The following is a 12,996-nucleotide window of genomic DNA, read 5'->3' as shown; positions in this document are numbered from 1 at the left end:
TCGATCGCTTCCATCACCTGTTCGGCGACGCGCTGCGCGCTGGCCGTGTCCGGCGCCAGCGACAGGCTGACCGACAAGTAGGGGTCGGGACTGACAGCACGGCCTGCAAATACGCCGAAGCGCGCGGGCGCGTGACCACGGATCGCGCGCTTGGCTTCGGGGTCCCAGGCGCTCACTGCCACGCCGCCGACCGCGGCACGCGTCTCGCAGATCAACTGCTGGATGGCGTCGGCCGATTCCTGGCTATGCGCGCGGTGGTAGCGGATACCGCCGCGGGCCGCAGATTCGGGGTCTTCGGGTAGTTGCGCGCTGTCGGCAAAGATCACCACGGCATGGCCGAAGGGCGCTTCGTCGTCTTCCACCACGGTATATCCGAGGCCGGCTTCGGCCAGCAGGCGCGACAGAAATTGGTAGTCGGTCTCGCGGAACTGCGCGATGTGGTCACGTTCACCGAACGCGGCGATGCGGGCTTCGGCTCCAGCCGCATAGCGCCAGTGCGCATACGGCGCGTAATCCTGCAGAACGGTTTCGATGATGCTGTCGAGCGTTCGGTTCTGGAACACCTGGCTGTGACGCTGCTGCGTGGTCAGCCAGAGCCACGGCACCACGGTCAGCCGGTATCGCGCCAGGCTGCCGTCGGCGCCGAGCTTCTCGGCCTGCCGGATCAGGCCGGTGCGGCGTGACTGGCCACCGCCGGCGAGCGTGGTCAGCAGCGTGACGCGCTGGCCCATCAAACTGTCCAGTGCGATATCGGCATTGGCGCTGACCGCCACGATGCGCCATTCGAACAGCGCCGAGATGGCATCGCGGCCGATCCAGGCTTCGACCGCCAACTCGTCGAGCGGGCGGTCACCGTCTAGCGCAAAGAGACGATGGGTAGAAGAAAGGAGTTGTTGGTAGAGGCTTGCAGGGTCCATTTACCGATGCGTCAAACCGCCTTGTCGTTCGAACGCGCCATTGCGACCTCGGCGCATACCACTCAGCTATTTGTGCCCCTGCATCTAAAGGAAATCAACGAAGCGATCCGGATTCGACGTGCAATATTCATCTCGATCAAATATCCCAGCGCTTTTGTCCCTTCAACGAGACGTGGTTTCGCCTCGAATGCGCTCTTAGGATTTCGGCTATTTGCTGACGTGCGAGACTCCGGCAGGATGCGGCGTCCGTATAGGAATGCGAACTGTCTTATCGCGCCGCGTGCCGTGGCGCGGGAGACTGGGGCTGTGATCAAACAACGGTGACCGAGTGTGGAAACTCGAACGCCTACCCCTGCGGCAATCGCTCTTGCGATTGCCCGCATCCGCATACGCGCGCGCAGCCCACTTTTATGGCGGGCCGGGCGAGGCAGCCGTCAGGCTGACCGGGATTGGGGTAAGCACCGGTTTCCACCCTCGTCGTCAGGCCCGCCGCCCTCCTCTCAGAGGGACGCAAGCATGCGCCAGCCAACGCAAAATCCCCTCACAAAAACCCGATCGAAAACCACGGCACCAACGTCAACAGCACCAGCGCCACGAACAACGCCGCCATATGCGGCCACACCCGTGGCATCGCCACGTCCGGCGACACGCGCCCGATGGCGCAGGCGGCATAGAACCCCACGCCGAACGGCGGCGCGAACAAGCCCAGCCCCATGGCGAAGATCACGACCATGGCATAGTGCACCTCGTGCACGCCCACCATCCTGGCAATCGGGAACAGCAACGGGCCGAACAGCACGATGGCGGGGATGCCTTCCAGCAAGCTGCCCAGGATCACAAAAGCCAGCGCCGACACCAGCAGGAAACCGGTCTTCCCGCCCGGCACGGCGGACATGATGCTGACCAGATCCTGCGCAAACCCGGACTGCGTCAGCGCCCACGCCATGGTGGTGGCACACCCTACGATCAGCAGGATCGCGCCGGACAGCACCGCGGTATCGACCAGGATCGGATAAATGCGCCGGAGGTCGAACTGACGGTACATCAGCACGCCGGCCAGCAGCGCGTAGAAGATGCCGATGGTCGATACCTCCGTGGCGGTGGCCACGCCCTCCACCACGGCGGTACGGATAATGACCGGCAGTGCCAGCGCCGGCAGCGCCACCACCAGCAATTTCAGCAACGCGCGGCCCGAGGGGCGCGGCACGTCTCGCATGTCTTCCTTGCGCGTCTGCCACCAGACCACCAGCGCCATCATCGCCAGCCCGACCAGCGCCGGCATCAGTCCGCCGATGAACAGCGAGGTGATCGACACGCCCGTGACGGACCCGACCGTGATCAGCACGATGCTAGGCGGAATCGTCTCCGACATCGCGCCGGACGCCGACAGCAGGCCGATCAGTTCGCCATCCTTGGCGCCACGCTGCTTCATCTCCGGGAACAGCGCCGGCGCGACCGCGGCCATATCGGCCGCCTTCGATCCGGAGATGCCCGAGACGATATACATCGCGCCAAGCAGCACGTACTGCAGTCCGCCGCGCAGATGGCCGAGCAGCGCGGCCAGGAACTGGATCATCGCGCGCGCCAGGCCCGTCATTTCGATCAGGCCGCCCAGGAAGATGAACAGGGGCACCGCGAGCAGTACCAGGTGCGACATGCCCTCCTGCATCCGATTCGGGATGATGGACAGCGGCGTAGCCGTGGACAACGCCAGATAGCAGAGCGTGGACAGTCCGAAGGCAAAGGCAATGGGCACGCCGATGGCGACACAGCCCACCAGCATCAGCAGGAAGAAGATCACCAGGTTGGCATTGCCTAGTTCCATCAGCCCCGTCGAGAGCAGCCATAACGCGCCGGCACCGAGCCCGACCAGCACGCCGCTGAGGGCCGCCTGCGTGCGGCTCGCGCGCTCGAACAGGCGGATCAGGGCGGTGACGAGCATCAGCACGGTACCGGTGAGCACCGCGGCTGCGCGCCATGCTTCGCTGACCTCCAGCGTCGGCGTCAGGACCTCCACGTGTTCGACCAGGTGTTGCCACGCCGGCTGCACCAGCAGCAACAGAAAGGCCACCACCATCCACATGCCGCAGGCATCCACCCACGCGCGCCGCTGCGGCGTCAGCCTGCTGATGAAGGTCGTGAGCTGCATATGCGCGCTGCGCTGCAGGGCGATGATGGCACCGAGCATCGCCAGCCACAGGAACAGGATGCCGGCAAGCTCCTCGGTCCACGGCAGCGGCGCATGCAGGGCATAGCGCGCGAAGGCGCCGCCCCCCAGGATCAGCGTCTCCGCGACGACGATCAGCGCGGCCGGCAGTTCGACCAGGCAGGCCAGGATGCGTCCCCAGCGCGCGCTGGCGGGCGGTGGCGTGCCGGCGGTGCGGGCGGTGCGGGCGGCATGGGCTGGCGATGCCAGGGGCTCGGCGGCGTGCTCGATCATGATCTCCTCCTCTTGCATATCGGCTTGACGGCGCCCGACCTCAGACCAGCGGTCCGGTGTATTTTTCCAGCATCTCCCAGGCCTCGTCGCCGAACTTCCGGCGCCACTCGGCGTAGAAGCCCGCATCCCGCAGCAGCTTGCGGAACGGCGCCGGATCCGGGCGGTTGAAGGCGATGCCAAGCCGGGTCATCTCCGCCTGCGCTTCAACGTCGAGCCGCGCGATGTCCTCGCGCTGCTTCAGCGCCGCGGTGGCGAAGCGCGTCGTCAGCGAAGCCTGCACCTCGCGCGGCAGTGCCTGGAATTTCCGGGCATTGCCGAAGATGAAGTGGCCGTCCCAGGTATGCGCCGTCATCGAGCAGAACTTCTGCACTTCATACAACTTGCCGCTGCGGATCAGCGACAGGGGCGTCTCCTGGCCATCCACCACGCGCGTCTGCAGCGCCGAATAGAGATCGGCGAACGGAATCACCGTCGGCGCCGCGCCCAGCATCCTGAACATCGACACCCACAACGGGATCGCCGGCACGCGGATCTTGAACCCCTTCAGGTCCGCCGGCGTATTCACCGGCCGGGTAGCGGAGGTGATATTGCGATAGCCGTTGTCCAGGCATTTCTCGAACACGTGCAGGTTCACCTTGCCCAGCGCGTCGCGCACGTATGCCCCCAGTCCGCCGTCCATCGCGGCCCACACCGTGGTGTAGTCCTTGAAGGCAAAGGCCACGCCGTTGATGCTGGCGGCCGGCACGCGTGTCTGCAAATTGGTGCTGGCGGTAGACATGAAGTCGATGGCGCCGGCGAGGACCTGGGACACCATGTCCGGCTCGCTGCCGAGCTGGCTGTTGGGGTAGACCTGCAGATCCACCTTGCCCCCGGTGTCCCGGCGAATGGCCTCGGCGGCCTGCGTGATGCGCAGCGTGCCCGGATGGTCCGCGGGGAATGCCGTGCCATATCTGAGCTTGATCGTGGCGTTCTGGGCGAACGCTTTGCGCCCGGGCAGGGCCAGCGCCAGTGCGCCGGCGGCGAGTGCGCCGAACTGCCGGCGAGTCAGCCGATTAACCATGATGTGCTTGTCTCCTGTTTTTCAAGTTGTCGCCGTGAAGGACATCAGTGCCGCGGCGCCGCGCTCGCGCAGCACCGTCAGGTGTGCGGCCAGCCGGAGCTGGAACGGCTTCGGCCACGGTGCGTCGCCAAAGACGGCACCATGCGCCAACGCCTGGCGTATGGCGTCCGTATCGCCGCGCGCGCCGCGCAACGCCGCGGCAAGCCGCGCAGCACCGGGATCGCAGGCGGCCAGCGGCCTGCCGTGCTCGTTGGTGTCGCACCGCAAATAGTGGAGCCACAGCGCCAGCGCGCGCTCCAGGCATGGCCGCTCGACGCCAGTGGCGAGGCTTTCGCGCAAGGCCGGCAGCCAGCGCACCGGCACCTTCTGCGTGCCGTCCGTTGCGATCTGCGCGGTGTGATGCGCGATCGCGCCATTGCGCAGGCGGCACAGCAACGCATTGCCGTAGCTGGCGGTGTCATACCCCGGCGGGGCCGCAAGGGTGGCGTGCAGGTCCGCCATCACCCCGCGCGCGAACGTGCCAAGGACCGTATCGGCCATCGCCGCGGCCACGGTGTCGATGCCGCGCAACTGTGCGGCATAGGCGATTGCCGAATGGGTGCCGTTCAGCATGCGCAGCTTCATGGCCTGGAACGGCCGGACATCGCCCGTCAGCAACGCGCCGCCGGCTTCCCAGGCGGGCCGCGGTCCGGCGAAGCGGTCTTCGATCACCCACTGCGTGAACGGCTCGCAGACAATGGCGGCCTCGTCGCGCAAGCCCAGGCGCTGCTGCGCAAAGGTCAGCGACGCCGGCGTGGCGGCGGGAACGATGCGGTCGACCATGGTGTTGGGCAGTGCGACCTCGTCGCGGATACGCCGCGCCAGCGCCGGATCCAGCTGCGACGCAAACTGCATCAGCAGCCTGCGCAATGTGTCGCCGTTGTCCGCCATGTTGTCGCAGCAGACAATGCTCAGCGGCGCGCCGGGCGGCCGGCGGCGTATCCCGGCCGCCAGCACCCCCAGTGTGCTGCGCGGCGCCTCGGGGTAGGCCAGATCGTGCTGTATGTCAGGATGCTGGAGATCGAGGTCGGACGTCGATGGATGCCGGCAGTAGCCCTTTTCCGTGACAGTGCAGGTCACGATCGATGCCGCGGGATCGGCAATGGCGCCGGTCACCTGTTCCAGTACATGCGGTGCATAGAGGGCCTGCACCAGGGCGCCGACGATGCGCGCCGCTGCCTCGCTCCCCTGGCGCTCGATGACCGCGTAGAGGCAATCCTGCGCGGCCAGCGCGCGCGCCATGCGCGGATCGCGCAAGCTGACGCCGACGATGCCCCAGCGCCGGTCTCCATCCTGTAATGCTGCCTCGGTGTACAGCGCCTGGTGGGCGCGGTGGAAAGCGCCCAGGCCCAGATGCACCACGCCGCGCGACAAGCGGCTGCGATCGTAGCCGGGCTGGCGCACCTCAGCCCTGGCGCGGCAACAAGTGCGTTGCGACAGCCTCATGGGCGGTACCTCGGCAGGTCTGTTGGCAGCAGCATCGTGCGTGCATCCGGCGTTGTCTTCGATGCGATGAAGTGTGCACGCAGCCGTGGTGTCCAACGTGCGGCGCTTTCGCGATTCACTACGGCAAACGCTGCAATTGATTGCGGAATCGGCCGTACTCCGCCGCATTCGGCCCGCAGTACTCTGGCCGCATCCACACCGATGCAGGCGTTGCGCAACCAGCCGGCGCCATCGGGCTACGACCACGACGATCCGGCCGGAGACACCCATTGAAGATCGAACAGATAAAAACCATCGTCACCTGTCCCGGGCGCAACTTCGTGACGGTCAAGGTGGTCACCGATGCAGGCGTGTACGGGCTGGGCGACGCCACGCTCAATGGCCGCGAGCTGGCGGTGCGTGCCTACCTGGACGAGCATGTGATCCCGTGCCTGATCGGCCGCGATCCGCGCAGGATCGAGGACGTCTGGCAATACCTCTACCGCGGTGCCTACTGGCGGCGCGGGCCGGTCACGATGACCGCCATCGCCGCCATCGACATGGCGCTGTGGGACATCCTCGGCAAGCTGGCCGGCATGCCGGTGGTCCAGTTGCTGGGCGGGCGCAGCCGCCACGGCCTGATGGTGTACGGTCACGCCAATGGCCGCGACCATGCAGAAGCCATCGACGCGGTGCACCGCCATATCGAGCAGGGCTACAAGGCGATCCGGGTACAGTCGGGCGTGCCGGGCCTGTCCAAGGTGTATGGCGTAAGCACGCAACCGGGTCACTATGAACCGGCGCAGAAGGGCATGCCGCCGGAAGAGCCGTGGGACACGTCGCTGTATCTGCGCCATACGCCGGAACTGTTCCGCAAGGTGCGCGAGGCCGTCGGCTTCGGCCCCCACCTGCTCCACGATGCGCACCACCGGCTGACGCCGATCGAAGCGGCTGCCCTGGGCAAGGCGCTGGAGCCCTTCAGCCTGTTCTGGCTGGAAGACGCAACGCCGGCCGAAAGCCAGGAGGCCTTCCGCCTGATCCGCCAGCACACCACCACCCCGCTTGCGGTCGGTGAAGTCTTCAATTCCCTGTGGGACTGCAAGGACCTGATCGGTGATCAACTGATCGACTACATCCGGACCACCATTGTCCACGCCGGCGGCATCACGCATGTGCGCCGCATCGCGGACTTCGCCGCGATTCACCAGGTCCGAACCGGCTTTCACGGCGCCACCGATTTGTCGCCGGTATGCATGGCGGCGGCGGTCAACTTCGGTCTGTGGGCGCCGAACTTCGGGATCCAGGAACTGATGCCGCATGGCCCACTGATCGACGAGGTGTTTCCGCACAACTATCGGCTGGAGGACGGCCACCTGGTAATGGACGACGTCCCCGGCCTTGGCGTCGATATCGACGAGGCGCTGGCAGCCCGGTATCCGTACGAGCGTGCCTACCTGCCGGTGGCGCGACTGCGCGATGGCGCGATGTGGAACTGGTAGCGGCCAGCGCCAGTTGACCGGAACAAGGAGCAAGCATGCTTAGCATCGTCGTCGAGCAACCGCACTGCATGGCCGTGCGCGAGCGGCCCGACCCGTCCCCTGCCGCAGGCGAGGTGCGCGTGCGCGTGCGCCTAGCCGGAATCTGCGGTTCTGACCTGCACATTTTCCACGGCAAGAATCCGTTCGCGACATATCCGCGCGTGATCGGTCATGAGTTCGTCGGCCATATCGATGCGGTCGGCGTTGGCATCAGCGCTGACCGCATCGGTGAGCGCGTGGTGGTGGATCCGGTGGTCAGTTGCGGCCAGTGCCATGCCTGCCGCATCGGCCGGCACAATGTCTGCCAGCGGCTCCAGGTGATCGGCGTGCACCGCGATGGCGGCTTCAGCCAATTCGCGTGCGTGCCGGCACGTAACGCCTACACGGTGCCCGACGGCATGCCGACCGCCAGTGCCGCGGTGATCGAGCCGTTTGCCGTGTCGGCCAACGCCACCCACCGCACCGGCGTGCTGCCCTCCGACGTGGCGCTGATCTACGGTGCCGGGCCGGTCGGCCTTAACCTGCTGCAGGTGTTAAAGCGCGTGTATGGCGTACGCACCTTCATCACCGACCATGTCGACGAACGGCTGGCGCTGGCGCGCGGCTGCGGCGCGGAGGCAGACGAGATCATCAACACCGCGCGCGAGCCGCTTGCCCGCGCGCTCCAAAGGCGCGGCGTCGCGGGCGGGCCGACGCTGATCTACGACGCGGTCTGCCATCCGGCCATCCTCGAAGAAGCCGTGGCCCTGGCCGCGCCGGCAGGCCGCATCGGCGTACTCGGGTTTTCCGGCACGCCATCGGCTGTGCCGCAGCAGGCGCTGACCAGCAAAGAACTGACCTTGTATGCCTCGCGCCTGAATTGCGCGATGTTTCCCACGGTGATCGACTGGATCACGCGCGGGCTGGTGGACCCGGGCCGTATCGTTACGCACCAGATCCACTTCCGCGACGTGGCCGGCGCGTTCGATCTCGCCGAAAGCCACCCGCGCGCCTGTTGCAAGGTGCTGCTCGACCTGGGCGAGGACGCCTGACATGCGCGCGACATTCGACATCGTCGCGCTCGGCGAGGCCATGGTCGAGTTCAACCACGCCGGCCCGCGCGATTCGCGCACCTATATGCAGGGCTTTGGCGGCGACACCTCCAACGCCATCATCGCCGCGGCTCGCCAGGGTGCGCGGTGCGCCTACCTGACCAGGCTGGGCGACGACGAGTTCGGCCGCATGTGCCTGTACCTGTTGCGCACCGAGCGCGTCGACACCAGCGGAGTGGTCATCGACCCATCGGCACCTACGGGGCTCTACTTCGTCCATCACGGCCCGGCGGGACACGCCTTCGCCTATCGGCGCACGGGTTCCGCCGCGAGCCGGATGCAGCCGGCCGACCTGCCGGTCGCATTGCTGGAACGGGCCACATGGCTCCACGTCTCCGGCATCAGCCAGGCCATCAGCGCGTCTGCCGCGCGGACCGTGCGCGAGGCCATCCGCGTCGCCCGCCAGGCCGGCACCAAAGTGTCCTACGATCCCAACCTGCGCCTCAAGCTCTGGCCCCTGGAGCGCGCCCGCGGGGTCATCCTCGCTACCCTTGCCCTGTGCGACCTGTTCCTGCCCAGCCTTGACGACGTGCGTCAGCTTGCCGGCATCGACGATCCCGAAGGCATCGTCGACTGGTGCCACAGGATGGGCGCACCGCACGTGGTCTTGAAGCTGGGTAGCCAGGGTTGCCTGGTATCCGCCGGCGGACAGCTGACCGCCGTGGCGCCCTTCCCCGTCGACGCGGTCGACGCGACCGGCGCAGGCGACTGCTTCGACGGCACTTATCTTGCGCGGCTGGTAGCCGGGGATGACGCTGTGTCCGCGGCGCGATGGGCGGCGGTCGCAGCCGCGCTGGCCACCACAGGCCAGGGCGCGGTGGCACCGCTGCCGGGGGTGCAGGCGGTCTGGAATGCGCTGACCGGGCGTGATCGTGCAAGCGGCCCGCCGTCCTGAGCAGCTGCGCCGTGCCGTCGGCCGCCGGCAGAGGCCGGCATGCCGATCAATCCCCCCTGAAACCCGACGCCTTGATCACGGGTGTCCAGCGTGCGGAGAGCGCGCCTGCATATCTGGCGACGTCTTCCGTGGTGCTGCCGGGCAGGATGTCATAGCCGGCGCGCGCCAATTTTTCACGCACGTCCGGCATGGCCAGGACCTTGCGCACTGCCTGGTACCACTGTGTCGCCACCTCGGGCGGCGTGCCGGCGCGGACATAGAGCAGGTAGCGCGACGAGGTCACGAGGTTGGGAAAGCCGGATTCCGCAAAGGTCGGCACATCGGGCAAGGCATCGGCACGCTTTTCACCTGCCACGGCCAGCACGCGCAGCTTGCCGCCACGATGCAGCTCGGTAAAGGTGGTGATGGCGTCCATGCCTGCCGCGATCTGGTTGCCCATCATTTCCGTCGCCATCGCCGCGCCACCGCGATATGGCACCAGCGTGCTGCCGGTGCGGGACTGGCTGACAAACTCCACGGCCAGGAAGTGCAGCAGCGTGCCAACCGTGCTGATGCCGATCGCATACTCGGCCGGTTTGGCCCTGGCGGCCTTGACGAAGTCCGCCAGGGTCCGGATCGGTGAGTTGGCGCTGACCGCTATGCCGAACTGGACGCCGGTCACATCCGTGATCGCCGTGAAATCGGTGGCGGGATTGAAACGCATATTGCTGTAGATCAGCGGCCCGATGAACATCGGATCGACCGGTGCGAGCAGCACGGTGTTACCGTCGGCGGGCGCGTTCTTCAGGAATTCTGCGGCCACGCGCGTGCCGGCACCGGGGCGGTTGTCGACAATGACGGTACGGCCCATGGCGTCCTTCAGCTTTTCGGACAGCAGGCGGCCCATGTAGTCGGCCGGCCCGCCCGGCGGAAACGGCACGATGATGCGCGATACGGTCTGGCCCCATGCGGCCCCGGAGAACAAGCCACCGGTGCAAAGTACTGCGGTGGTGCCCGCGAGCATGGCACGGCGCGAAAGCTGTGGGGCGTAAGCACGATTGCGATCGTTCATGGCAAGCTCCTGGGTCTAGATGCCGGGTTGCACGTCGGTGAAAGGGATAAAGCGCGCCGCGTCTTCAATGGCCTCGCCGGCGCGCAGCAACAGGTCCTCCCGGTAGCGCCATGCCATCAGCTGCACGCCGACGGGCACGCCACCGGCCATGCCTGTCGGCACGGACAATCCCGGCATGCCCAGCATGGCCGTTGCCAGCAGCGGGCTCTGGGCGTCGAGCAAGGCCCGGTTTTCTTCAGGCGTGCGGATATCGGCGTCCTGCACGCTGGGGCGCTGCCACGACACCGGCAGCAGCACCAGCGGATACGTTTGCATGAACAGCGACCAGTTCCGTGCGATTGCCTGGCGCCTTGCCAGCGCATCGAGAAAGCCATCGCGATCGGTTTCCTGCATCCCGTCCAGCATGTTGCGCTGGCTTTGCCGCATGGCCTCGTCGCCATGCTGGTCCACGCCTGCGATGATGTTGCGGCGGCTGTCGTCCACCGTAAGCGTGCGCCACAGCGCCGCCGCTTCCAGGAAGTCGGGCAGGCTCGCTTCCTCGACGGCGTAGCCCGCCTGCTGCAGCCAGCGCGCGGCACGGTCCAGCGCTGCGCTGACCGCGGGATCGACCGGAATGCCCGGACAGCGGCTGAACAACGCCACGCGGATCGGGCCCGGTGGCAGCGGCAATTCCAGCGGCACCGGCACCCAGGCGGGATCGCGCCCGTCGTATCGGGCCATGGCGTAGTAGCCAAGCCGCAGGTCGGCAATGCTGCGTGCAAGCGGGCCCTGCACGGACATGAGTTGTGGCGTGATGCTGCGCTCGGCGGTGGCCGACGGGTTGTACGCCGGCACCCGCCCTGCCGTTGGCCGCAGACCGAGCACGCCGCAGGCATAGGCCGGATAGCGAATCGAGCCGCCGATGTCATTGCCATGCGCCAGCGCCCCCATGCCCGCAGCGACGGCTGATGCGGCCCCGCCGCTGGAGCCACCGGGGGTGATATCCGCATTCCACGGATTCAGCGTGCGCCCATGCAGGCCGTTTTCCGTAAACCACCGCGATGAATAGGTGGCCGTATTGCTGCGCCCGACGATGATGGCACCGGCACTGCGCCAGTGCGCCACCACCGGCGCGTCTTCGCGCGCGATGTTGTGCTTCAGCGGAATCACGCCATTGGTGGTGGCATGGCCGGCCTGGTCGACATTGATCTTGATCGTGACTGGCACGCCATGGAGCGGCCCCAGCTCGGCGCCCTCGGCGACTTTTCGGTCGGCGGCATCGGCACTGTCCAGTGCCTCTTCCGCCAGCACCTCCGGCAGTGCGTTGAGTCTTGGGTTAAGGGCTTCGATGCGCTCCAGCACGCTGGACATCACCTCGCGGCAGGAAATCTCGCGCCGCCGCACGGCATCGGCAATATCGACAGCGCTCCAGCGCCAAAGCGATTCAACAGGTTTCACGTCGGGGCTCCCAGGATTCAGGCAATAGGAATCCCAGCCGCCGTGTCGGCTACGACGCTGGCGGTTGGGTGTGCAGAAAAAGGGGGGACGCTGGCGCGTCAGGAACTCAGTCGCCCGGACTCATCAGCAAGCTTCCGCGATCCACCCTGGATTCGGCTTCCAGGGCCAGCGCTTCCGCATGCGCCATGTGTTCTTGCATCAGGGCACGCGCACGTTCCGGGTCGCGCGACCGGAAGGCTTCGATCAGCGTGCTGTGGCTGTGGAAGATCTCTTCATCGAAGTCACCGAAATCGTCTTGCGCGTTTCGTACCACGATGACACGGCGGATGATGTCATTGAGCAGGCGGCAGAACAGCGCCAGCATCGGACTGCTGCAGGCGTCGGCGAGGCGATCGTGAAACAGCAGGTCGGCCTCGCGCCGCTCGTTCCAGTCCGCGCTGCCGCCATGTTGCGGGTGGCTCAATCCGACCAGGGCTTCGAGGTCGTCGATGTCGGCATCGGTCAGGCGCAAGGCGGCGTTGGCAGCCAGTTCCGGTTCCACCGCGCGGCGCAGCGCGTACAGCGTGACAATGTCGACCGACTGGAAGTACAGGAAGTTGGAGACCGCCTCCAGGCATCGCTCATATGGCGGCTGGGTCAGCGTTGCGCCGCCGTTCGGCCCCGTACTGACCTTGACCAGCCCCTGCGCCTGCAACGAGGCAAGCGCCTCGCGCACCGTGCCGCGCGCCACGCCCATCTGTTCGATCAGGGCCGCTTCCTGCGGCAGCTTGTTTCCGACCTTCTGGTGCGTCTGCACGATCCAGCGCTTGATATCGCTGACGACCTGGTCCGAACGCTTCACGCGTTTGCTGCCCTCTATCTGCGGCGCAGGCTTCGATTCCATGGCTGGCTATTTATGATCATAATTATCATGATTATGGTGGATGAGATGGCTTTTCCTATGCGGGTATTCCCGGGACCAGGCAGGCGCGCTTGGCCCGAGCGCAGGAGATCAGGCCACGGTGAGGGTTCAAGCGGCCGACATTCACGCGGTGCGCATGTCCAATGGCGAACGGAATCCGTCGATTCAGCCCATGGGCCTGGAACGACGCCTGGTGGTGGCC

10 protein-coding genes are annotated in these 12,996 nt (G+C 66.6%); 3 read left to right on the top strand and 7 right to left on the bottom strand.

The features are described 5' to 3' along the window. The 4 genes from A3AG_RS31510 to A3AG_RS0108340 all read right to left on the bottom strand — a co-directional run. A partial coding sequence (locus tag A3AG_RS31510) for a type VI secretion system Vgr family protein (protein ID WP_167332263.1) occupies positions 1–917 on the bottom strand: 917 nt, incomplete at its 3' end. Between the two features lie 541 nt (positions 918–1,458). Further along, on the bottom strand, positions 1,459–3,357 hold the full coding sequence (locus A3AG_RS0108350; RefSeq protein ID WP_051073493.1) for a TRAP transporter large permease: 1,899 nt from the start codon (positions 3,355–3,357) through the stop codon (positions 1,459–1,461). 40 nt (positions 3,358–3,397) lie between these two features. Continuing rightward, positions 3,398–4,417 carry a TRAP transporter substrate-binding protein gene (locus tag A3AG_RS0108345; RefSeq protein ID WP_018004961.1) on the bottom strand — a complete coding sequence of 340 codons (1,020 nt, stop codon included), beginning with the start codon at positions 4,415–4,417 and terminating at the stop codon, positions 3,398–3,400. Positions 4,418–4,438: 21 nt separating this feature from the next. Continuing rightward, a complete protein-coding gene (locus A3AG_RS0108340) occupies positions 4,439–5,902 on the bottom strand; it encodes a mannitol dehydrogenase family protein (protein WP_026164038.1) in 1,464 nt (487 codons plus the stop codon). Positions 5,903–6,171: 269 nt separating this feature from the next. Between A3AG_RS0108340 and manD the strand changes: the two genes are divergently transcribed. From manD to A3AG_RS0108325, 3 genes are read left to right on the top strand one after another with little or no spacing between them, the layout of a single operon-like run. Continuing rightward, positions 6,172–7,380 (top strand): D-mannonate dehydratase ManD, encoded by a 1,209-nt coding sequence (gene manD / locus A3AG_RS0108335; RefSeq protein WP_018004959.1) that lies wholly within the window; start codon positions 6,172–6,174, stop codon positions 7,378–7,380. A gap of 35 nt (positions 7,381–7,415) precedes the next feature. Then, positions 7,416–8,450 carry a Zn-dependent oxidoreductase gene (locus A3AG_RS0108330; protein ID WP_018004958.1) on the top strand — a complete coding sequence of 345 codons (1,035 nt, stop codon included), beginning with the start codon at positions 7,416–7,418 and terminating at the stop codon, positions 8,448–8,450. A gap of 1 nt (position 8,451) precedes the next feature. Beyond that, a complete protein-coding gene (locus A3AG_RS0108325) occupies positions 8,452–9,405 on the top strand; it encodes a sugar kinase (RefSeq protein WP_018004957.1) in 954 nt (317 codons plus the stop codon). Positions 9,406–9,451: 46 nt separating this feature from the next. On the opposite strand, the gene A3AG_RS0108320 is transcribed toward A3AG_RS0108325, so the two are convergent. The 3 genes from A3AG_RS0108320 to A3AG_RS0108310 all read right to left on the bottom strand — a co-directional run bounded on the left by A3AG_RS0108320 (position 9,452) and on the right by A3AG_RS0108310 (position 12,734). Then, positions 9,452–10,456: a Bug family tripartite tricarboxylate transporter substrate binding protein gene (locus A3AG_RS0108320; protein WP_018004956.1), complete on the bottom strand. Its 1,005-nt coding sequence runs from the start codon at positions 10,454–10,456 to the stop codon at positions 9,452–9,454. A gap of 15 nt (positions 10,457–10,471) precedes the next feature. Further along, positions 10,472–11,893: an amidase family protein gene (locus A3AG_RS0108315; RefSeq protein WP_018004955.1), complete on the bottom strand. Its 1,422-nt coding sequence runs from the start codon at positions 11,891–11,893 to the stop codon at positions 10,472–10,474. Positions 11,894–11,999: 106 nt separating this feature from the next. Beyond that, a complete protein-coding gene (locus A3AG_RS0108310) occupies positions 12,000–12,734 on the bottom strand; it encodes a FadR/GntR family transcriptional regulator (RefSeq protein ID WP_240619813.1) in 735 nt (244 codons plus the stop codon). Positions 12,735–12,996: the final 262 nt, after the last annotated feature.

Source organism: Cupriavidus neocaledonicus, from assembly GCF_000372525.1.
Lineage (GTDB): Bacteria > Pseudomonadota > Gammaproteobacteria > Burkholderiales > Burkholderiaceae > Cupriavidus > Cupriavidus neocaledonicus.
This window is presented reverse-complemented; position numbering and strand designations above follow the sequence as displayed.